The sequence below is a fragment of the Butyricimonas paravirosa genome (genome assembly GCF_032878955.1).
Classification (GTDB): Bacteria; Bacteroidota; Bacteroidia; order Bacteroidales; family Marinifilaceae; genus Butyricimonas; species Butyricimonas paravirosa.
The window spans coordinates 4,804,605-4,827,574 of sequence record NZ_CP043839.1 but is presented as its reverse complement, the minus strand read 5'-3'; the positions used below and the strand labels follow the sequence as shown (position 1 = coordinate 4,827,574).

Sequence of the window (22,970 nt, the reverse complement as noted above, 5' to 3'; positions counted from 1 at the left end):
TTAATGATTATTTGTATTTAGCAATGATCTCCTGAATCTTTTTCGTGGTCAAATCAGTACAAAGTCCCTCCCAACGAACAATTCCCTTCGGATCGATCAATTGAACATACGATAAAACATGCAATTCCATCGTATTCCATATTTTCCCCTCTGGCTCACTAGCCAAATAATATTCTATCTTAGGCTCAATCTGGCGTAATCGATTAATGCCGTCTTTAGCACATCCTACCACGATCAGTTCATCGGCAAACTTTTTACTCCATTCATTCAATTTCGGAATCGCCTTCCGACAAGGACCACACATAAAGCTAAAAAAATCACGTAACACAAATTTCCCCTTCACATTCGGCTCCTTCGGGAACCATTCTTTCACGGGTAACTCTGGTGCCTTTTCCCCTAAAAACGGTTTTGCCCATGCTCTCTGTACACCCCCATCCTCGTAATCATATTTCGTAATTAAATTCTCGATAACCTCCGCGGTCAACTCATGTCCCGATAACACGGGATTCCCCTCCCAACGAACAATCCCACGTGTATCCAGCAATATAGCATGGGGGTAGCCTTTTATTTCGAATTTACCGATATACTCTTTCTTCGTGTCAATGGCACTATAATACTCGATCACGGGTTCTTTCATCGCACGCACTTGCTCTTCCTTGTTCAACGATACCCCGATCACCACCAATTTATCCTTGAATTGCTTGCTGAACCGGTTCAAATCGGGAATACTCTTCCGACAAGGACTGCAAGAAGGTCCCCAGAAATCAATCAACACGAACTTACCTTCCGTATCCGGCACTTCCGTCAACCATTTTTCAACCTTCAACTGCGGAGCTGCCCGGTTCAAATAAGATTTCGCCCACAATTGTTTCCCGTTATTACTCTCCATCGGACGATCCTCAGGACTCACTTTCTTAACCTGAATTTTAGGCTGATTGACAACCGACTTGTTCATGACCTGCACGTTACCGCCGATAGCTTTTACCAAATTTTGTAAATCCTCGGCGTTCTTGATTTCCACCTTGATCGTTTTACGAACCTGCCCGTTACCAAGCGTGTCAGTCTTCTCCACTTTAACATCCTGCGCCCGACCGTTATAAAACATACTTAACACGGCAAATACTGCCACAATAACTTTCATTTTTTTCATACATCCCTTTTTTTAATCTGATTATCGATTGAACTTTTTCACGTACATTTTTTCCGCCAATTTCACCGCCTCCAATGCGTTCACGATACCTCCCGTGCGGCACAAACTATCAAAATCAACTTTTTCCCCATTCCCCGGGCAAGGAACCACGTCTCCCTCGCGGGAAGTAACTCCACCCAACACAGCCTCTTTCACCTCCTCTGCCGTCAATTCCGGGAAATAATTCCAGATCAAGGCAATCACTCCCGTCACAACCGGAGTTGCCATACTTGTACCACTCATGGCTCGATATTTAAACCGTTTATCGTAAATCGTGGAATAAACATTCACCCCGGGCGCAAACAGATCAACCTCCCTCTTTCCATAATTACTGGAAGAAGCTGGATTTCCATCCATATCAATAGACCCCACGGCAATCCAATTTTGTAGAGTTTTGTTTTTCGAAATATAACGATTCGGATAAAAATCACGTACATCCAAAGACATCCCGTCATTTCCAGCCGCGTGCACCAACAATACCCCTTTTTTCTCCGCGTATTTCATCGCTGCTATCATCCATTTATTATGATGAGAAAAAGGCTTTCCGAAACTCATATTTATAACCCGAGCCCCATTATCAACGGCATAACGAATACACAAAGCCACTTCCTTATCATGCTCGTCTCCGTTTCCCGGCCCCACACGCACAAACATCAAATCGACATCAGCCACACCATCAACCCCGATACCGTTATTCCGGGTTGCCCCAACAATTCCACCCACGTGCTGACCATGCACTGCACTCTCTGCCAGCAGATTATTATTACCATAGAAACGATCTTTTACATTTTCCGGATCATCCCCTAAAGTACCCCGATTTGCCAACCCCGCGAAATAAGAATCTTTCAACTTTTCATAATCTGCTCTTACCTCTTCAACCACTTTATTTCTATTATTATAGAACTGCTCATCCCACACCAAACGATTCTTCCGCCGATAAAAACGTTTCAGGAAAAAATTATAAGCTGAAATTCTTTCCTCATTTGTTTCCCCTTCTTTCAGCAAAGGGGCAAACTGCTTGATTTCAAATCTTTTCCCCTTCGGATAGAGAGTTTTCAACTCCCGGTTAAATATTTCCGCATATTTCACGGCTGCTTCAGCCACTGCGATTTCCTGGTAAGCCTGACAAATAAACGAGAATTTACATACATCTTGAAAATAATCGTACTCCCTTCGCTCCTTGGAAGATAAAGAAGTCGTGTCCACGTTTTCATACCTCTCCCTCAACCGCATATATTCGTGATCCGCCATCGTGTACCCGATCTCCATCTGTTTCCCATCGGGCGTACCCAGAAAATTCCACCCGTGTACGTCATCCACGTAACCATTCCCGTCATCATCAATCCCATTGCCCGGAATCTCTCCCGGATTTCGCCAAAGTACATCCTTCAAATCCTCGTGAGTAACATCCACGCCACCATCAACAATCCCCACGACAGTTCTCGCCTTCGGTTTTCGGTCCTTCAAATACTCGTAAGCCTGATTTACCCCGGCTCCATACACCCCATCCGTCTCGTACGAACGTAAATGCCACCCTTCAAAAGAGGCATTCTTTTTCCCTTCTGTCATCTTCACCTTTTGAGCCTGGACCTGGCAAAACATTCCCGATAACACCAGCACGCCCAAAATAATTTTACTTGTTCTCATACAGCAATTTACATTTAAATACCCTGTAATTACCCCGTACAATCACAGGTTACAATATTTCTAAATTTTAAAATAAAACGAATCAGTCGTGAAAATTGGGTACAAGAATTCCGATTACTTTCAAATTTTTCTCAAAAAAAGTGACCGGGGAGAACATCCCCGGTCACTTTTCCTTTAGTCCAAACGATACAATTTTTTTATTTCATCATTACATTGATCACGTTCCCTTTCACTCGGAATTCAACTTGTCCCGTTTTCTCGAATTTATCCAACAACTCGTTCATATCACTATATCGATCAATATTCGCATAAAAACGAATATCCTTGGCCTCCTCGTTCACGTAAAACACGTAAACATCATACCACTTGCTCAGCCGATTCAGAATATCTTCCAGACGCCTGTTACGCACGTTCAATTTCCCACTCTTCCAATCAACAAATTCTGACACGTCGACCTCTTTCGTTTCAAGCGTGTTATTCTTTTTATCCAACACTGCTTGATAATTCGGTTCCAAGATACAAGACTCTTTTCCCGCATTCACCTTTATTTTTCCAGACACTAAAGTAGCCTCGACATAATCTTCATCCGCGTAATCCCGAACATTAAACGACGTGCCCAGAACTTCCACGTCCAGGTTCGTCATTTCCACCACAAAAGGATGTGCCGTATCACGAGCAACATCAAAATATACCTCTCCCGAGGCCTTCACCACGCGCTTAGCCCCGTCAAAAGCCACGGGATATTCTATTTTCGAGAGAGCTCCCAAATAAACCCGAGTCCCGTCAGCAAGAGTTATCCCATACTCTCCCCCCCTAGGAGTTTCTACCTTGTTCATCACTCTTCCCTTCAAAACGGTATCTTGATTCTTCTCGTAACTCAAAACAGAACCAGAATTAACAATTCTCACAGATGCCTCCTTCAACTCGTCCACGTTATTTTCCAATTCCACTTTCTCACCGTTAGACAACCACAAAACAGCCTTGCTTCCCCCAGCAACAATAGTCTTCGTCTCTTCGGACAAAACTGAATTATCCCCTCCCATCCAAGTAGAAATCAGTACTCCCACCAACAAGCAAGCTGCCACCCCAGAAATAGCCCAGTAACGTAACGTTCGTCTTTTCCGCCTTTTCTCTTCTTTCAACTGTTCGGTAAACTTACCCCATGACATATCTACATCTTGACCCGTAATTTCTTTTACGAAACCATTTTCCTTATAAAATGTCTCCAGTTTATGAAAATAAACCTCATTCTTCTCACTTGCCTCAACCCATTCCCGAAAACGGATCTCTTCATCCGAAGACAACACTCCTTCCAGCTTACGTTCTATAATATCCCATTCTATTTGTTTCATAATTCACCTCCTCTCAAACCGGTACTAACCCAGTTTACATAGTTCATCTGTTGTTGAAAACGAACTCGATTCCATTTCGGGGTACAACAAAACAATATTTTTTTCATAAAATCTCTATTTTAACATCAAATGTATGAACGCAAGGAGAAAAATCAAATGACTCTTGATATACTTATACGCACGCTTGATATGCGTATGTACCGTACCTTCCGCTATATTCAAACGTTCTGCCACCTCCTTGTACTTCAACCCCTCCATGACACTTAATTCCAACACCTGCCTCTGCATATCCGGCAATTCTCCCAAAAGCTTTCTTATCTTAAGTTCCCGCTCTGATTCTTCTTCACTATAAGGAAAATATACCATAGCCTCTGACTCAATCAAATGTTTCTGATACTTATCCACAATATTCAGTTTACGATGATAATCCACGCATAAATTTCTGGTCGATATAAACAAATAGCGCTCTAAAGGGATATCACTGCGCATATCTTTTCCCTTATTCCATAATCCCAGAAAAACCTCTTGAACAATATCATCAGCTAGAGTCTCATCCATTAAAAAATTACGGGCGAAAATGAATAAACGTCTGTATATCTGCTTATACAATCTTTCAAAATGAGCAGAATAACTCTCATTTAACCATTTCACCGTATATAGTTCATTATCCATATATTAATAGCATTCACGCCCTTTTTGTTTTCATTCTGAACAAAAATCGCTCACGACTTAGGAGCAAATATAGAAACTATATTTTTATAAAAAAACATTACAAAACAAGAAATCAAGTTTTCACGCCCTATTCCCATGAAAATATGTTACTTACAATCTAATCTCATCATATTTATATTATATCAACTCCCATTCAACTCCTATTCATCTCCAATTCAACGCTAATTCATTTAAAAGATAATATATAAATATAAGATTATAATAAAATGACTATTACCTCACAAATAGATTATAACACAATTTGAAATAAATTCTATCAATAGGAAATCAACTTATCAAGGGCTTGAAAACAACTATAATAGAAAACCCCTCTCCAATCCCAATAGCCGGGACATAGAGAGGGGGCATTCTATTTTTTATTCACGCTCGCTATTGTACCGGGATACAAATCTCGGTGACCAGATTTTCCGGGGCTGTATGATCCGGATGATTCAGATATTTTTCAAAACCGGGGGTATCTCCCAGCTTATACCCTTTCTCGGGAATCCATTTTGCATAAATCGTATCGTAAACGGCATGAAGGTTTTCATACGGTCCTTGGTAACGGAAGATCGCATATTTCCCGCCGGGAATTTCTTTTACTCCCACCTCTCCTTTCGGTTTCCTGACACGGGGTAACACGAGGCACACGGACGTGCGCAATTTATCCTGTTCCGTCACTTTCGGATCATCATGGTACACGCAGAGGAACTCCACATCCGGGGCAAAAAGATTTTCCTCCCGCACGTAATTCCACAGTTTTTGCCATGCGGCACAATAATCCAACTGGTTATATGCACCTGTCAGCCAAACGTAAATCACTTGTTTCGGGGCCAACACCTGTTCTTCAAATTCTAGTTTCAAATCGGGTCTTACTTCTACTGGTTTCATTATCGTGTAATTTTTATTATTACGGTATCCATTCGGCGAAATACCATAGAATTGCTTGAAACTTTTCGACAAAGAAGAAGGCACGTCATACCCGACCCGATAAGCAATATCCTGCACGGACAAATCGGAATAGCGTAACAAGCGAGCTGCAGTCTCGACACGTACCCGGGTGATGAAAGCCCCGACAGGCTCTCCCAGAAAGGCTCGCACGATCCGGTGGAAATGCCAGGGAGAAAAACCGGACATCTCGGCTAACATCCCGAGATCGATATTCTCATCCAGATGATTGTTGATATATTCCACGATCACGTTGATCCTTTTCAAGTACTCTTCTTTCGTTGTCAATTTCTGTTCCATATTCTTTTGTATTTCGAGACAAAGGTAAGACCCTGAATTGGGAGAGACTTTTCCGATCTTGCTAAATTAGTTTGTAAGGTTCTCTACACCTCCCCCTTCACAAATTGAAAGTCCAGCCAATAAGTTGCCCGCTTTGCCGTGAATTTCAAAACACAATAAGTCGGGTCGTTCACCCCGCCCGGGAAATGCTCGATAAACCAATCCTGCCACAAAGCTTTCTTTTCCGCCTCGTCGGTAACAATCTCGATGTACCCGGTCAACACGACACTGTTAATCTCCTTCTGGAAACACACTCCCGCTTTAGGATTCACCCGAAAGTGTTCCGTTTTCTCGGAATACGTTCCGGTAGCAAACCAGATTGTAGTTATCCCTTCTGCTTTCACCTTTGACATCGGTACAGGACGAGGAAAACCATTTTCGTCAATAGAAGTCAATACCACACTTTCGCATTGCTCCAGTAATAATTCCGCTTTTCGTTTCAATTCTTCCATATATCCATTTTATTAATTATAAATACAAAAGTAGAGTTCCGGGAAAAGAATCTTTTGTAAAAAATCGACTTTTATTCCCCCAAATAAGTAATCGGAGTATCTGCCGGCAAGGACGTGAAAACCATCGGGGAACTACCCGACAATTTCTTGAACTCCTTCACCAAGTGAGAAGAATCATAATACCCGCAATCAACCGCCACGGAAAAGAGGTTATTCCCGGAAACCTGACGAAGTACATCCATTGCCCGACGAAATTTCACGACCCGGCTATACTCTTTTGGCGTGTAACCCGTGGCATGTTTAAAACGACGTTCAAAATGACGTTGACATATACACACCCGACTCATCAACTCCCGAACAGGCAACAATCCCCCTGCCTGACGGATCACCCCGGTTGTCCACACGATTTGCTTGTCAACCTCTTCGGCATATTTTAACCGAGATATCAGAAAAGTTTCGATCACTTGCAACCTTTCCTCCAGCGTACTTTTCTCCCTTAAAAGAGAGGCGAACTCTTCATGAAAAAGAAATCCCACGTCCCTCAAATGAAGTCTCTGCCCACTCAACTCCCCCAAAGGCTTTTTCGTGAAAATAGTCAACCCGCAGGGAGTGAATCTGACCCCGATCACGTGTAGTGATCCGGCACAAACCGACAACTCCGAGTAAGTCTTCATCGCTCCCACGAAATAACCGTGTAAAGGATCAACACCAAACCGATTTTTATCCTCCAGGTTACGTGCATCATCCAAGTTAAAAATGAAATCGGTACAACCATCAGGCAAAATTTTCATCTTCTCACCCATTTCCGGTGAGCCTTTCACCTCCCAATATTTGTCTATATAAGGAGATAACACGGGATGAGGGGGATATTCTTGGTACATGAGTTCGATTATTGGTATCAAGGCAAAGCTACTAAAAAAATCCGGGACGACCATACCATCTCCAACACAGGCATCATTTGGAGAAAAGTCCCTTCCACAGGTAACTTGGGGAGAAATTCCACAACTGGGGCAAAATTTTCCACAATTGTGAGATTCGAACAAATACACGTACAAACTGTTTTTCAACACGTTATCATTTTACCACACGAATGGCACGGGCCTTGCCTTTATTTAGGCATAGAATAAAACATCAAAACAAAAAACTATGAGAACGTTTATTTTTTTAGCAGTCAGTTTGTTTTCCATCGCCTTCCTCGGAAGTTGCGTGGAAAGTTCACAAAAATATAAAGCTTTGCAAGCAAAAGCAGATTCTCTACAAGCCGTTAGCAACGGACAAAGTGACGAAATGGATAAACTTTTAGCAGATCTGAATGACATTTCCGCCGGAATGCAATCTATCCGCGAGGCCGAACACATTCTGGCCATCGAATCACAGAGTGACACGAAAAACAGCAAGAGTAAAAGCCAGATTACCGCTTTAAAAAATGACGTACAAGCGCTTTCTGACGCTATCGCCGGTTACAAAGAAAAAATTGCTAAACTGGAAGGGACTAACAAAAGACAATCCGCTGAATTCAAGAAATTAATCGCCGGGTTAAACGAAGAGTTAGCCATCAGAGATCAAAAGATCAATGAAATCAACCAGATTTTGGCTGCCAAAGAAAAAGAACTAGGTATCAAGACTCAACAAATAGCAGAACTAAACCAAAACGTGAGCAATTTGCAGGAGGAATCGACCGCACAAAAGGAAATGATTTCCGGTCAGGACAAATCGCTCAACACGATCCACTATCTGTTAGGTTCCAGAAAGGGGCTAAAAGAAGCTAACGTGATCTCAAGACAAGGAATCTTCTGTCCGCCGATCGTTTCTTCTCAAGCTCAAAATGCAAAATTCGTGGATGCCGATATGCGTGAATTGACATCCATCCCGTTAAACTCCAAGAAAGCAAAAATCCTTTCCGTTCACCCAAGCGAATCATACGCGTTGGAAACCGGGGATGACGGTATGCAGACTTTGAAGATTAACAACCCGAGTGCATTCTGGAAACAAACAAAATACTTGGTAGTGATGATCAACGAATAAGGAAAGATTCACACACTCATATACACACAACACACACAGGTAAGGTGTTCGGGGTCCTCCCGGACGCCTTTTTTCATGCCCGTTTGTTTTTTCCCTTTATTTTACCGTTATTTGTAATAACCTAATTATACGGACCCATGAAAATAGCCTTGCTCACCTTGTTATGTGTTATCGCTAGCAATGAACCGGACTTCGTCAGCCAGCAAAAGAAATATCCCCGGGTACGAAACGCCTACCACGAAAAAGAGGCATTACTGACCCGAAGATTAAAAGAACACAACCTTTCGTTGGACAACCTGAATATTCTTATCATGGCGTATAAAACAGAATGTGTCATGGACATCTATGCCAAGAAACGGGAAGACAAGGTGTATAAAAAGGTTACAACGTATAAGATATGTGCCCGTTCCGGATCCCTCGGCCCAAAACGTCGTCAAGGAGACTTACAAATCCCGGAAGGCTTCTACCATATCAACCACTTTAATCCCACGAGTAACTATCATCTCTCTTTGATGATCAATTACCCGAACCATTCAGATAAGCTGAAAAGCAAAGCCTCCCATCTCGGGGGTAATATCTGTATTCATGGAAATTGCGTCACGGTGGGCTGTCTTCCCATGACAGACGATAAGATCAAGGAAATATACATCTATGCCATACAAGCCCGTCAATCCGGCCAGGAAAAGATACCCGTGTACATCTTTCCCTTTAAATTCTCGGACGAAAAGAATAAAAATTACAGCGAAACCTATCGTGCCTATCCAAACATATTAGATTTTTGGAAAAATCTCGAAACAGGGTATAATCTATTTATCAAGGATTTAAAGGAGTTAAACATCTCCGTGGACAAGCTCGGTAACTATCAATTTTCAAAATAACGGAATAACCTGTCTCTAAAAACACTACCTTAGTGCCTTATTACAAAAGGAGACAGCAATATGCTATTCAATAAAAACGAAAACAAACCGGCATCCTCCATCGAGGAAAAAATCAAACTCTATCGTCGTCAGGGTCACATTGTTCCCCCCCGAAAGATTATCAAGAACGCAGAACAGATAGAAGGCATCCGCGAAAGTGCAAAAATCAACACGGCCGTGTTGGATCACGTGGCGGCTAACATCCGAGAAGGAATGTCAACCGAGGATATTAACACGCTGGTATACGATTTCACCGTGGCACACGGGGCTATCCCCGCACCGTTGAATTACGAGGGTTTTCCCAAAAGTGTATGTACTTCCATTAACGAAGAAGTATGTCACGGAATACCGGACAAGAATATCATTTTAAGAAGTGGTGACATTATCAATGTTGACGTTTCCACTATATACAACGGTTACTTTTCAGATGCATCCCGTATGTTCATGATCGGGGAAGTTGCGGAAGATCGCCAAAAACTGGTACGTGTCACGAAAGAATGTCTGGAAAAAGGCATCGAGGCCGCACAACCCTGGCGTTTTCTCGGAGACGTGGGCGCCGTGATCCAGGAACATGCCGAAAGTAACGGGTACTCGGTTGTCCGGGAATTCTGTGGACACGGGGTCGGCTTAAAATTCCACGAGATTCCGGAAGTGGAACACGTGGGAAGACGGGGTACGGGAATGCTGCTCGTTCCGGGCATGATCTTCACGATCGAACCGATGATTAACATGGGAGAACGGGATATATTCATCGATGAAGATAATGATTGGACGGTTATTACCGAAGACGAACAACCTTCCGCTCAATGGGAAAACACCATATTAATCACGGAAACCGGGAACGAAATATTAACCTGGTAACCCGTTTAACATGGCTAGCGAACAAATACCTTCCCCCCTGGTTGATCTCCTGCGGCAATACAAACTGTTGCAAGAGGAATTCGAGTTTGAAAAAGAGACATTCTACCAACAAACACAACGTGCAGGAATCCCTAAACGGATTCAGCAAGGCGTTTGCTGGTATCCCGTGTCAGCGAATAAAAGTTACTACAACTCGTTAAACCAACTCATCATCGAGATCAAACGGGATGAGAATGACGACACGGATCATAATTTCGAATACGGTCGTCCGGTTTGCTTTTTCCGTTTTAACCAAACGGGGGATTTGCGTTATTCCAGTTTCGCGGCAACCATCAGTTACGTTCATGAAAACACGATGCTCGTCGTGTTGCCCAACTCCAACAGCCTTTTGGATATTCAAGGATGCCCGGATCTGGGCGTACAACTCTACTTTGACGGGACCTCCTATAAAACCATGTTTTCTGCCCTAACGGAAGTCATGGAGGCCAAGAATAACCGCCTTGCCCGCTTACGAGAAGTCATACTGGGAAACGAGATGATGGAACAACGAAAACTTCAACCGATTCACTTGATGTGGCTGAACCATTCACAGGAACAAGCGGTAAACCGGGTACTGGCAGCCAAAGAGGTTGCAGTTGTTCACGGCCCTCCCGGAACCGGAAAAACAACCACACTCGTCGAGGCCGTCTACGAAACTCTGCGACGGGAGAATCAAGTAATGGTCTGCGCCCAAAGCAATACAGCCGTGGACTGGATCGCCGAAAAGTTACTGGACCGGGGAGTCAATGTACTACGAATCGGGAACCCCACACGGGTAAACGACAAGATGCTGTCATTCACGTACGAACGCAAATTCGAATCCCACCCTGCCTACCCCACGTTACGAGCCGCGAGAGCATCCATCCGGGAACTCTCCGGACGGCTGAAACGCTTGAAAGGAGCCAAACGGGAATCTGCCCGCCGGATGCTGCATGATTTACGGGACCAAGCCATCAAATTGGAAATCAAGATTGATGCCCAACTCTTCGGGGAGGCCCGCGTGATTGCTTGTACGCTGGTCGGTTCCGCCAATAAACAATTAAACGGGAAAATGTTCTCCACCTTGTTTATCGACGAGGCCGCACAAGCTTTAGAGGCTGCTTGCTGGATTGCCATATCCAAGGCCTACCGGGTAATACTTGCCGGGGACCACTGCCAGTTACCTCCCACCATCAAATGTTACGAAGCTGCGAAAGGTGGGTTGGATCGTACGCTACTCCAAAAGATTATCCAGCGTAAACCCGAAACTGTTTCCATGCTCGAAACACAGTACCGGATGCACGAAGACATCATGTACTTTCCCTCGAAATGGTTCTACAAAGGCCGTTTGCAGGCATCTCCGGAAGTACGACACCGTAATATTCTCGAATACGACACTCCCATCGAATGGTTCGACACGGCCCTCTGCGAGTTCTCGGAAGATTGTGTTAACGAAACGTATGGACGAATCAACAAGCCGGAAGCCGAATTGTTGGTAAAACAATTACAAGAATATATCGAGAAAATCGGTATCGAACGAGTGCTGGATGAAAGAATCGATTTCGGGTTGATATCCCCTTACCGGGTGCAAGTACAATATATCCGGCAAATCATCAAACGGAACCGCTTCTTTATCCCCTTGCGGAAACTCATCACGATTCACACCGTGGACGGATTCCAAGGCCAAGAACGGGATGTTATCCTAATCAGTCTCGTACGGGCCAACAGCGAGGGAAACATCGGATTCCTGAATGACCTGCGCCGAATGAACGTGGCCATCACCCGAGCCCGCATGAAACTCATTATTCTGGGAGACGCCACCACGCTCACCTCCCATCCGTTTTACAAGGCCTTGTACGAATATATCCGGGAGAAAGGAAAGATCATCGAAATTCAACCGGAAACACCCGACACGGCCCCATCCAAACAAAAGTAACTTCATTGCAACATTATTTTCATTCAAATGTAACAATTCTGCACCTACTTTGTCCTCGTAAAAAACAGAATGTTATACTAGATGAAGTATGTTATACAATAGAGAATTAAGTTGGCTTTCGTTTAACGAACGTGTGATGCAGGAAGCCCAGGATAAGAGCGTCCCGCTTATACAACGCCTCCGTTTCCTCGGAATCTATTCCAACAATCAAGATGAATTTTTCAAGGTGAGAGTTGCCAACCTGGAACGGCTGGACAAGAAAAAGAAAGAAAAGGATAAAAAACTCTCCGGAAACCTAACCTCGCTGGAACTACAACGCAAGGTGTCGGAAAAAGTCTGTGAATCCCAAAAAGAATTCGAGAACACCTACACGCAAATCCTGGACGAAATGGTCAGCCACCACATCTACGTGGTTCATGAAAATGCTCTGGATGAAAACGAAAAACAATTCTGCAGACAATATTTCTCGGAGAAAATCAGTCCGTTACTCGTTCCGCTGATGTTGAGAAAAAGCGTCCGTCTCCCTTACCTGCAAGACGAGCGCATCTATCATGCCGTTAAAATGGTCAACAAGAATTCTACGAAGAACAACCGATACGCCATCATCGAAATACCACACAACAGCCTCTCACCCCGGTTCATCGTACTGCCTTCCCCCAACGACAATACCCGGATCATCTTCATTGATGACATCATCCGTCTTTGTCTGGATGATATATTTTTCATGTTCTCGTACGACGAGATCTCGGCCTACACCTTCAAGTTCATGCGGGATGCAGAGCTGACACTAGATGACGACGTATCGAAAAGCCTTGTTGAAAAAATGGAACAAGGATTGAATAAAAGACTTTATGGCCGTCCCGTTCGTCTCGTCTACGACGAGGCGATGCCCGGAGATCTGCTTAACATCCTCACTGACAAGTTAGGACTAAGTAAAAGTGGTAATCTTACCCCCGGCGGACGCTATCATCTGATGCGAGATCTGATGAAATTTCCTAAAATTAATCCGGAATTAGAATACGAAGAGGTTTCCCCGTTACGCCATCCAGCCTTTAAACCTTTTTCCAGCGTGATCGACGTGATCCGGAAACAGGACATTTTGTTAAATTATCCCTATCACACGTTCAACCATTTCATCGACTTTATGCGGGAAGCCGCCATGGACCCGCACACGGATTCAATTTACATCACGCTATACCGCACGGCCGAAAGGTCAAAAATCATCAACACGCTAATCAATGCCGCCAAGAACGGGAAAAAGGTCGTCGTGTTACTGGAATTACTGGCCCGATTCGACGAGGCCAGAAATATCGACAATGCAGAGGCATTAAGACAAGCCGGAGTAAAAGTAATTTACGGGATACCGGGATTGAAGGTCCATTGCAAACTCGCCTTGGTCAAACGGCGGGAAGGCTCTCAATTAAAGGGATATGTACACGTGGGAACCGGAAATTTCAACGAGGACACCGCCAAAATATACAGTGATTTCAGCCTGTTCACTGCCAACCGGACCGTGGCGGAAGATGCGGAACGTGTCTTCGAGTTCCTACAAAATAATTACAAACAACTCGATACGGACCTGCTACTGGTCTCCCCATACAATATGCGGGAACGTTTCGAATCCTTGATCGACAACGAAATCAAAAATGCTAAAGACGGGAAAAAGGCTTACATTTACGTAAAATGTAACAGCCTCACGGACGAACGGATGATCGGACTACTCTACAAGGCCAGTAAAGCCGGGGTACGTGTACGCCTAATCGTGCGGGGAGCCTGTTGCTTGATGCCCGAAGTAAAAGGCCTAAGCGACAACATCAGAGCCATCAGTATCGTGGATAAATACCTTGAACACGCCCGCCTGACCTTGTTTTACAATGGGGGAAAAGAAAAGGCGTTTATTCTCAGCGCAGACTGGATGACCCGCAATCTGAGCCGCAGAGTGGAAGTCGGTATCCCGATTCAAGATAAAACCATACTGAACACGCTAAAGAATACTTTTTCCATCCAGTGGAAAGACAAGGTAAAAGCCCGGAACCTGAATTTAGAGGTTATAAATCAGCGGGTGTCACCTTCCTCACCGGATGAAACAGACCTGCAAACTCGCTCACAAGTGGCACTATACAATTTTTACGCATCACAAAACGAAACACAAAAATGACCATAAACACGAAAACACTAGCCGCTATCGATATCGGCACGAATGCAATCCGACTTTTCATATCCAACGTGGAAGAATACCCCACGGAAACCCTGTTCAAAAAAATAGCCTTTCTGCGAGTACCCATCCGGTTAGGAGAAGACGTATTCACAACAGGAGAAATAGGACAACAGAAAGGGAAACGCCTATGCGAAACCATGCAGGGATTCTCGTATATCATGTCTGCATTCAACGTGGAAAGCTACAAGGCATACGCGACCTGTGCCATGCGAGAGGCTCGAAACGGTAAATCCGTGGCCGAACAGATACAAAAAGAGTGTGACCTAAACATTGAAATCATCAGCGGGACCAAAGAGGCAGAAACCATTTTCGCCGGGGGCATGAACGAGGTGGTGGATGATGACAAAACCTACTTGTACGTGGATGTCGGTGGCGGTAGCACCGAAGTAATTGTTTATAGTAAATCCGTCAAGGTCGAGGCTTGTTCTTTTCCGCTGGGAACCGTGCGTATGTTAAATGACGCCGTGGACAAAGAGGAGATGAAACACTTCAAAAAATGGTTGAAAAACATCACGGAAAAATATACCCCGGATGCCATTATCGGGTCGGGCGGAAATATCAACAAGATTCATAAATTACTGAATAAAAAGGAACGGGAACGAATCACATACCAGGAACTGGATATTCTTTACGAATACATGAAATCCTTCAACCTCGAAGAACGGGAACGGATCATGAAACTGAACACCTACCGGGCCGACGTGATCATACCCGCCATGAAAATATTCCTCACCGTGGGAAAAATATGCAAGATAAATGAAATCATCGTCCCCAAACTCGGATTATCTGACGGGATCATCCGGTTGCTATACGAGGAGGAAAAGAGAGGGAGAGTATAGACTTTACAAGCAGAAAGCGTGTTAAAATGCCTTTTAACACGCTTTCTTAAATCAAAAACAACAACTAGACTCAACAGATCACTTGCTTTAAACCACTAATCCAAGCATCTATTCTCTTATCAGTCTGGTCAGATTCATTGGATTCATCCAAGGGAAGCCCCACGAACTGACCATCCACACAAGCCTCGGAAGAGTCGTAACTATACCCGTCGGTATCCACCGAACCGGCAAATTGACACCCACTTCCTTGTAGCTCGTTATAAATTATTCCGATAGCATCGCAGAATGACCCGCCAAAAGAGGCAGAATCCCCGCATCCGAAGATTGCCACGGTCTTACCCGACAAATTCTTCGCTTTCAGCTTATCCAAGAAATCGTTCCAATCATCCTGCAACTCTCCGATTCCCCATGTAGAACTACCCAGTAACAAAACATCGTACTTGTCGACCTCGTCCACTTTTGTAGTTCCCACGTTATGTATATCTTCACTTGCAACACCCAATCGAGCCGCAATCGTTTCAGCTACTCCTTCGGTTGCTCCCGTTGTGGAGCCATAAAATATTCCAACTTTCTTCATCTCGATGTATTATTTTATTTTGTACATGACAAAGATAGCGCACCCGACAATACCGGTAAATCCCTATATATGATTAAATTTACCCCCGCCAACCCCTATTCATGGGGATGTGGTTAAAGCAGTAACAAACCATGATCCCGGATCGCCTGCATCTCTTTACTATACCAGAAAGGCAGGAAGTCATCGTTAAACAGGATCTCGTAATTCCGACTAAAGTCTTCCAGCAGATAAGGATTCACTGCATCCACTCCCACCTGCATCAGCGACTCGTGGATAAAATGAGCCCAGTCACCCCTCATTTTGATCGCCATCTCCCGGTTATTCGTATGTAGCAATAACACGATCGAATATTTTCCTTTTTTCACGCTCTCCGGCCCCAACTCCACCCGACCTCCTAACCAGTATAGGCGCCGGGAATGTAATTTTTCCACGGGTTCCTGTTCTTCCGCCATGTGTGCGACAAAGCGAGGCGGAATCGTGGTTGCCGGAATCTTGCAGTCAAACCATTTTTGTAAAGGCAAGTCAAACCCCACTCCCCGCATATAATTATATAGTGAACGACTTAATCCACCCCCCAGTTCGTCATGATCACCTCCTTGTAAATCCTCGAACGCCACGTCATTCCGGGCAAAGCCCCCGAAAGGCGGTTCCGTAACCCGGGTTCCAAATCGTTCGGGACACAAACCTACCGGACTATGCGCAGTCATGGCAAAACGATGCCAAAAACCGGAATGGATATATCCCAGCTCGAATAACTGGCGCACCACTTCAAGCGAATCGACAGTTTCCTGTGTTGTCTCCGTCGGGAAACCATACATCAAGTAAGCGTGAACCATGATTCCCGTCCCCGTGAAATGATTGGCCGAACGGGTCAGTTGCTCCAGAGTAACCCCTTTATTGATCAGGCCCAACACCCGGTCAGACGCAACCTCTACCCCGCCCGACACGGCAATACAGCCGGATGCCTTCAGTAAACGGCACAAATCCCGTGTATAAGCCCGTTCAAAACGGATATTCCCCCACCAGACGACCGTCAGTCTTCGGCGCAATATTTCCAGTGCCATCTCTTTCAATAAAGCGGGAGGTGCAGCCTCGTCAACAAAATGGAAACCACCTTCCCCCGTCTGTGCCATCACTTGTTCCATTCGGTCAACAATCGTTTTCACCTCGTTCGGTTCATAGCGCCGGATATAGTCCAGACTCCCGTCACAAAAACTACATCTTCCCCAATAACACCCGTGAGCCAGAGTCAGTTTATTCCATCGTCCGTCACTCCATAACTTATGCATCGGGTTTACGATCTCGATCACCGAAACATACCTGTCTAACAACAATCCGGAATAATCGGGTACGCCGACTTCCTTCTGCGGGATCATCACGGCCGACTCATCATTCAAAAACTCGACCCTCCCGTCTCGTAAGCAAAATGTGCGTACCAAATCGGAATCCCCGATCTGTCCCGTCACGTGTTCAAGCAAACGCCATAACGGCAACTCACCGTCATCCAACAACAAGTAATCGGTAAAGTGGAAGAAACGCACATCTGCCAACGACCGCAATTCCGTGTTGGCAAATCCCCCACCCATCACCACCGTGACTTCCGGGTAATTAACCTTGATCCACTCCCCGCAACGCAAAGCACTATAAAGATTCCCGGGGAACGGGACTGTGATAGCCACCACCTCCGGACGATACTCTTTCATCCGGGCCGCAAGCAGCCTTATCAGGTAATGATCCGTGAAAGTCAAGGGCTTTGCCAGCTCCGCATTCAACTCATCAAAAGAAGAGGCCGAACGCCCCAGATGCTCCGCGTAACGACTAAACCCGAAATGCTCATCCACGGTCTCTTGCAAGAAATCGGACAAATCTTCCAAGTACAAGGTGGAAAGGTAACGAGCTTTATCCTCCAACCCCATCACCCCGAAGGCCCATTCCGTATCTTCCTCCTGCTCGAAACGACTTGCCCGGGGTAGAAAATAAGATTCGCAAATCGAGTAAGCCAGCGTCCGGTTCCTTCCTTGCAGAAAAGCCATGACCGCATCAATTGTGCGCTTGTACTCCTCCTGCAAGGCAAAAATACGCCGGGCGTTATCCGACAAACGAATTTCCCGGGCTGCCACCTGTTGAAAAAGCTCATGTAGCCCCCGAGATGAAAATATTTCCAGAATCACTTCCAAGCTCAAATCAACCTGCACGGAATCAACTCCTTTCGTGTTCAAAAAACCTTTCAAATACATCATCGCCGGGTAAGGTGTATTCAACTGCGTAAACGGTGGTGTCACCAGCAACACCTTAGGGGAAACATTCATTATCTTGAATTTATGATTAAACAAATGTACACTTTTTTAATTCCAAGACAAAATTTAGGATATGCCACTTTTATTTCTTAATTTAGCGAATCGTAAAACTACTAACATTTAGCTATTATGAGTAGAAAGGAAAAAAGCATTGAATTATTAAACAAAGCAGTTGCCGACGAATTGCTTGCCGTACACCAGTACATGTATTTTCACTTCCGTTGTGACGATATGGGCTACGACCTGTTGTCCGGGTTATTCAAACGTACCGCCATCCAAGAGATGATGCACGTGGAACAGCTTTCAGAACGTATCTTGTTCTTGAAAGGAGAAGTGGAAATGAAAACATCCGGGGATGTTCAGAAAATCCACGAACCGAAAGAAATGCTGGAATTGGCCACGGCCATGGAAGAAGGTAGTGTAAACGACTATAACGCTTGGGCTCAAGAATGTGCTGCCAATGCGGATGCCGTATCCAAGAAACTATTCGAAACGCTTGTTGCCGAAGAAGAAATTCACCAAGATCAGTATGAAACAGAACTGGACAACTTGGAGAAATTCGGAGCCAATTATTTGGCCCTGCAATCTGTTGAACGCAGTAAAAGCGTGGCCGTGGGAACCGCTCCCGCAGGAGAATAAATGATTAAGAAAGCGACTCAGAACGGGTCGCTTTTTTTCACCTCGGGCTTTATCAACAACCGCAATGACTGGTCGTACGTCACGTAACTCCACATCCAGTTGATAAATATAAACAATCGGTTTTTCACCCCCACGATACTCATCAAGTGAACCAACAGCCACAATAACCAGGCAAAAAATCCACTGAAACGAATACCGGAAATCTCTGCCACGGCGTCATTCCTCCCGATCGTGGCCATGGATCCCTTGTTCATGTATTTAAAAGGACGCAAGGGTTTCCCCTTGATCATGTGTCGTAAATTCTTCGCCAACAAACTAGCCTGCTGTATGGAAGGCTGCACGACTTGCGGGTGACCGTTCGGGTAGTTCTCCGCCACCATCAAGGCGGTATCCCCCAATGCGAATATATCCGCCATCCCCTGTACCCGGTTGAACTCGTCCACGAGAAGACGATTTCCCCGACCGTAGACATCTTGAGGTAACCCTTCCAAACTGTTCGCCTTCACCCCAGCCACCCAGAACACGTTGTTCGTAACAACCTGTTCACCATCCACGAACGTCAATTTCTTTCCGTCATACTCTTTCACGAGCTTTTTCAACAGTACCTCTACCTTCATATTCTTCAAATTCCGAATAACGTCCTCCGAGGATTTCCCCGAAAAAGCGTTCAGCAACCGTTCTCCCCCGTCTACCAGGAGAATCCGCATCTCGTTCCAATCCAATTCCGGGTAATCCTTCGGCAACACGAACTTCCTCATCTCCGCTAAAGCACCTGCCAACTCGATTCCCGTGGCCCCACCTCCCACAATCACGAACGTCAGCCAATGCCTCCGTTCTTCCGCATCCGACGTGTTCAACGCCCGCTCGAAGCTCTCGATCATCCGGTTCCGGTTAAACAAGGCATCCGACGTCGTTTTCAACTGCATCGTCCGTTGTGCCAACGTCTGATCCCCGAAATAGTTCGTTCCTGCCCCTGTGGCAATTACCAAATAATCATAAGAAACATCCCCGATGGAAGTCTCCAAACGATTTTCCTGCGGGATCACCCTTTCTGCCGTGCATATCCGCACGTGAAAATCATGTCGTCTCTTGAAAATCTTTCGGAAAGGGAAAGAGATCGCACTCGGCTCAATTCCCGATGTTGCCACCTGATACAGCAAAGGCTGGAAAAGGTGATAATTATTTCGATCTAATAATATAACTTGAAAATCCCGGTCATTCAACCGACGAGCCAATTTCAACCCTCCAAAACCACCCCCCACAATAACAACTCGTTTTTTAGTTCCTTTACTAGGAATATTGCTCATTGCTTCCATACACGTAATAACTTTTATCTTCAGTTATACGTGATATTTCATTGAATCGTTCCGTTCCCGGTTAAAAATAAAAGTTTATAAAGTCCATAAGGTTTATAAACAAAGAGGAGGGATAAAACCCCTCCTCTTATATTAGAACCGATAAGAAATACCTATTGATGGCGAGAATGCCGTGGATTTATATTTTCCCTCGAACATTTCATCCGCTCCCGTGACCACGTTCTTGTACGGGTACTTTCCGTGTTGGCTGAACCCTTGAATGTAAAGGAAAGCCACGTCAAATTGCAATCCCTTGTAAGGCTCGAAAGTCAATCCGGCAGAAAGCCCTAATTTGTCCATTCCCGGAGTTTCCGGGTTGTACAACTTCTTACGAATCGGGCTTTGGTCATAATATACTCCGGCACGTAACACCAAACGATCGGTTGTCTTGTAGCTTGCCCCGATACGGTAAGTCATTGAATTTTTATAATCTTTCTCCGCTTTAATCGGTGCGATTCCCAATTCCGCCTCGTTAAAATACACGTTCAAAGAATCGTAAGCATTCCATCCCACGTATTGTAAATCCAGTGCCAATTCCCAACGATCAGTGGGACGATAGCTCACTCCCAACGTCGTGTTGGAAGGTAAAGGCAATTCTGCATGGAAAGTACCCTCATCATACTTCGGGATAGAGATATTCGGGATCGTCACTCCCGGTAACTGATTCAACATCGGACCGTATTTAGCAAGCAAATCTTCCATATTGGCAAACAAATCTTCAATACGACGGTTGGCATAATTTAACGATGCCTCCCCTTCTTTTACCCGCATTTTGATCTTGGAACGATAAGACAAACCGACAGTCACTTTATCACAAATATCGTACATGATTCCCACGTTAAAACCCACTCTCATGTGTGCATTTCCTTCCAAACGAGCATAAGCCGGTGGAACCTCCGTCCCTTTCATCAATGCAACCATCTCCTGCATTGCCTGTTTATCCGCATCCGGAATTATATTCGAGGGAACACCTGCCAACAATGGTAATAAACTTTCAAACTTCGTTCCTATCCCCTGCAAATCGCTCGCCCCCATCAATGCCCTAGAAAGATTCACGTTTCCCCAAGCCAGTTGCAAACCGACACCGATACTCAAACGATCCGTGATCTTATAAGAAAGCGTTGGTTGAATCACGTATGATTTCAGGCTAATATCCTGAATCAACCCTGCCCCGGCCCAGTTCTTCGGCCACTTCAAGGAGTTCCCGTAAGGAGTGGTCAGGCTGATTCCGGCAGCCAAATTATCGTAAATCTTGAACCCGGCGTAAGCGTATAGCGGCGTTCCTACCGGGTTATCCGTCTTGGCCGAATACCCGTCGTAACTATATTTAGCCTTGGCCATGATAGCAGATATACCTAATGAAAAATCCATATTGGTACGCAAAAACACCAGTCCTGCCGGGTTAAAATGCATACTCTCCGCACCCAATTTCATCCCGGTCCCCACGTGTCCCATTCCGGTCTGTTTCGTGCTTAACAAATTGACTTGGTATCCTTCGGCAAAAACCGTCATGCTCAAAATAGAAGCCAATACTGCAATGACTAATCTCTTCATAAAATCTTTTTTACATTATTACTTAACGATCAAATCATTAAAACAATCTAATCATTATTTTCTAAATTTTAAGGCGCAAAAATAACATTCAACTCCTTAAGTTGTTTCTACTTTACGGTATGCAACAAAAATTGGTTACCTTTGCGTCCAAAATACAGACACCATGATCACGTTTGAAATAGACACCGAATACATTGAATTAATCAAGCTGCTAAAGGCCACCCGCATCGCTGACAGCGGTGCCATGGCCAAGATTCTCGTGGAAAATGGAGAGGTTACCCGCAATGGAGAACCCGAATTCCGCAAACGTGCTAAAATCACCAAAGGAGAAATCATCACCGCTTTGGGACAAAGCGTGAAGGTAGTATAAGTGTTTTTGAAAACCCCGCCCTCCTTATTTGTTAATAAAAATGGCGGAGTAATTTTATCAGCACAAAATCTTATCCCAATTTCTCAGCCTTAAATCCGGCCTCTTTCACCAGCTCGATTACCCGGTCATCTGACAAATCGGAAGTAATCGTCAACACCCGGTCGGGAGTGGAGAGATCGATATTCCATTGGTCACGAGCGACTACTTTATCCAGCGTTTCACCGATCTTGGCAACGCATCCGCCACATTTGGCGGTGGTTTTGAATTTACTTGTTTTCATATCCTTCTTGTTTTTAATTACGATTCCACCCGTGAAGAACATTCGGCACATAACCCCTTCAACACGTAGTTTATACTTTCTAACGTAAAATCGCCGGGCAAGGCCACCGTGGGCACGTGAATTTTTCTTAAACAAAAGGTCTTGTGGCAATTCCGGCAATAGAAATGAGCGTGAAGATCATCGATAGAACAGGTACATTCATTACTGCATACCGAATATTTCAACGAACCGGAACCGTCATCAATCACGTGAATCAAGTGATGATCCAAAAACAGATTAATCGTCCGGAATATCGTCGATTTATCCACGGTATCCAATTCCGTCTCTAGGTCCAGTAGGCTAAACGCCCGGGTAAAGCGGGTCATCGCCTTCAGAATCAACAGCCGCATGGCCGTCGGCTTGATCTCCCGCTTTTCCAGTTTTTCCAAATATACCTTCTCGTCCAT

Annotated in this window: 21 protein-coding genes; 8 read left to right on the top strand and 13 right to left on the bottom strand. The window is 44.8% G+C overall.

Annotation, left to right across the window (positions count from 1 at the left end):
- Positions 1 to 7 precede the first annotated feature (7 nt).
- The 7 genes from F1644_RS19440 to F1644_RS19410 form a co-directional block, all read right to left on the bottom strand.
- Positions 8 to 1,150 (bottom strand): TlpA family protein disulfide reductase, encoded by a 1,143-nt coding sequence (locus F1644_RS19440; protein ID WP_118304958.1) that lies wholly within the window; start codon positions 1,148 to 1,150, stop codon positions 8 to 10.
- A gap of 21 nt (positions 1,151 to 1,171) precedes the next feature.
- Positions 1,172 to 2,836 carry a S8 family serine peptidase gene (locus F1644_RS19435; RefSeq protein ID WP_118304957.1) on the bottom strand — a complete coding sequence of 555 codons (1,665 nt, stop codon included), beginning with the start codon at positions 2,834 to 2,836 and terminating at the stop codon, positions 1,172 to 1,174.
- 197 nt (positions 2,837 to 3,033) lie between these two features.
- On the bottom strand, positions 3,034 to 4,188 hold the full coding sequence (locus tag F1644_RS19430) for a FecR family protein (protein ID WP_118304956.1): 1,155 nt from the start codon (positions 4,186 to 4,188) through the stop codon (positions 3,034 to 3,036).
- A 114-nt stretch (positions 4,189 to 4,302) separates the two neighbouring features.
- Positions 4,303 to 4,860 carry an RNA polymerase sigma factor gene (locus F1644_RS19425; protein WP_118304955.1) on the bottom strand — a complete coding sequence of 186 codons (558 nt, stop codon included), beginning with the start codon at positions 4,858 to 4,860 and terminating at the stop codon, positions 4,303 to 4,305.
- Positions 4,861 to 5,289: 429 nt separating this feature from the next.
- On the bottom strand, positions 5,290 to 6,147 hold the full coding sequence (locus tag F1644_RS19420) for an AraC family transcriptional regulator (RefSeq protein ID WP_118304954.1): 858 nt from the start codon (positions 6,145 to 6,147) through the stop codon (positions 5,290 to 5,292).
- An 83-nt stretch (positions 6,148 to 6,230) separates the two neighbouring features.
- The gene (locus F1644_RS19415) at positions 6,231 to 6,638 is read right to left on the bottom strand and encodes a pyridoxamine 5'-phosphate oxidase family protein (RefSeq protein WP_118304953.1); all 408 of its coding nucleotides are present in this window, start codon (positions 6,636 to 6,638) and stop codon (positions 6,231 to 6,233) included.
- A 71-nt stretch (positions 6,639 to 6,709) separates the two neighbouring features.
- Positions 6,710 to 7,705, bottom strand: a complete 996-nt coding sequence (locus F1644_RS19410) for a helix-turn-helix transcriptional regulator (RefSeq protein WP_229782453.1) — start codon at positions 7,703 to 7,705, stop codon at positions 6,710 to 6,712.
- Between the two features lie 79 nt (positions 7,706 to 7,784).
- Here F1644_RS19410 and F1644_RS19405 point away from each other — a divergent pair, with 79 nt between their 5' ends.
- The 6 genes from F1644_RS19405 to F1644_RS19380 all read left to right on the top strand — a co-directional run bounded on the left by F1644_RS19405 (position 7,785) and on the right by F1644_RS19380 (position 15,452).
- On the top strand, positions 7,785 to 8,663 hold the full coding sequence (locus F1644_RS19405; RefSeq protein WP_118304952.1) for a Cbp1 family collagen-binding glycoprotein adhesin: 879 nt from the start codon (positions 7,785 to 7,787) through the stop codon (positions 8,661 to 8,663).
- Positions 8,664 to 8,800: 137 nt separating this feature from the next.
- A complete protein-coding gene (locus tag F1644_RS19400; protein WP_118304951.1) occupies positions 8,801 to 9,541 on the top strand; it encodes a L,D-transpeptidase family protein in 741 nt (246 codons plus the stop codon).
- 60 nt (positions 9,542 to 9,601) lie between these two features.
- Positions 9,602 to 10,441 carry a type I methionyl aminopeptidase gene (map, locus tag F1644_RS19395; RefSeq protein ID WP_027200060.1) on the top strand — a complete coding sequence of 280 codons (840 nt, stop codon included), beginning with the start codon at positions 9,602 to 9,604 and terminating at the stop codon, positions 10,439 to 10,441.
- Between the two features lie 10 nt (positions 10,442 to 10,451).
- On the top strand, positions 10,452 to 12,395 hold the full coding sequence (locus F1644_RS19390; protein ID WP_118304950.1) for an AAA domain-containing protein: 1,944 nt from the start codon (positions 10,452 to 10,454) through the stop codon (positions 12,393 to 12,395).
- A gap of 88 nt (positions 12,396 to 12,483) precedes the next feature.
- Positions 12,484 to 14,553, top strand: a complete 2,070-nt coding sequence (gene ppk1, locus F1644_RS19385) for a polyphosphate kinase 1 (protein WP_118304949.1) — start codon at positions 12,484 to 12,486, stop codon at positions 14,551 to 14,553.
- The gene (locus F1644_RS19380; protein WP_209279541.1) at positions 14,550 to 15,452 is read left to right on the top strand and encodes a Ppx/GppA phosphatase family protein; all 903 of its coding nucleotides are present in this window, start codon (positions 14,550 to 14,552) and stop codon (positions 15,450 to 15,452) included. The genes ppk1 and F1644_RS19380 overlap by 4 nt, the downstream gene beginning before the upstream one ends.
- Positions 15,453 to 15,522: 70 nt before the next feature.
- Here F1644_RS19380 and fldA read toward each other — a convergent pair whose 3' ends face one another.
- Together fldA and F1644_RS19370 are read right to left on the bottom strand one after the other, a co-directional pair.
- A complete protein-coding gene (fldA, locus tag F1644_RS19375; protein WP_027200058.1) occupies positions 15,523 to 16,029 on the bottom strand; it encodes a flavodoxin FldA in 507 nt (168 codons plus the stop codon).
- Between the two features lie 113 nt (positions 16,030 to 16,142).
- Entirely contained in the window at positions 16,143 to 18,338 is a 2,196-nt protein-coding gene (locus tag F1644_RS19370; RefSeq protein WP_118304948.1) for a B12-binding domain-containing radical SAM protein, read from the bottom strand.
- Positions 18,339 to 18,455: 117 nt separating this feature from the next.
- Here F1644_RS19370 and F1644_RS19365 point away from each other — a divergent pair, with 117 nt between their 5' ends.
- Entirely contained in the window at positions 18,456 to 18,965 is a 510-nt protein-coding gene (locus F1644_RS19365) for a bacterioferritin (RefSeq protein ID WP_087421841.1), read from the top strand.
- A gap of 17 nt (positions 18,966 to 18,982) precedes the next feature.
- Here F1644_RS19365 and F1644_RS19360 read toward each other — a convergent pair whose 3' ends face one another.
- Positions 18,983 to 20,281, bottom strand: coding sequence for an NAD(P)/FAD-dependent oxidoreductase (locus F1644_RS19360; protein WP_118304947.1), 1,299 nt, complete (start codon positions 20,279 to 20,281; stop codon positions 18,983 to 18,985).
- Positions 20,282 to 20,413: 132 nt separating this feature from the next.
- Complete coding sequence (locus F1644_RS19355) at positions 20,414 to 21,874, bottom strand: OmpP1/FadL family transporter (RefSeq protein ID WP_118304946.1); 1,461 nt, start codon at positions 21,872 to 21,874, stop codon at positions 20,414 to 20,416.
- 163 nt (positions 21,875 to 22,037) lie between these two features.
- On the opposite strand from F1644_RS19355, the gene F1644_RS19350 reads away from it, so the two are divergent.
- Complete coding sequence (locus F1644_RS19350; protein WP_118259665.1) at positions 22,038 to 22,244, top strand: RNA-binding S4 domain-containing protein; 207 nt, start codon at positions 22,038 to 22,040, stop codon at positions 22,242 to 22,244.
- Between the two features lie 70 nt (positions 22,245 to 22,314).
- Here the strand turns inward: F1644_RS19350 and F1644_RS19345 are convergent, their stop codons facing one another.
- The gene (locus tag F1644_RS19345; protein WP_087421837.1) at positions 22,315 to 22,524 is read right to left on the bottom strand and encodes a heavy-metal-associated domain-containing protein; all 210 of its coding nucleotides are present in this window, start codon (positions 22,522 to 22,524) and stop codon (positions 22,315 to 22,317) included.
- Positions 22,525 to 22,541: 17 nt separating this feature from the next.
- The gene (locus tag F1644_RS19340; RefSeq protein WP_027200034.1) at positions 22,542 to 22,970 is read right to left on the bottom strand and encodes a Fur family transcriptional regulator; all 429 of its coding nucleotides are present in this window, start codon (positions 22,968 to 22,970) and stop codon (positions 22,542 to 22,544) included.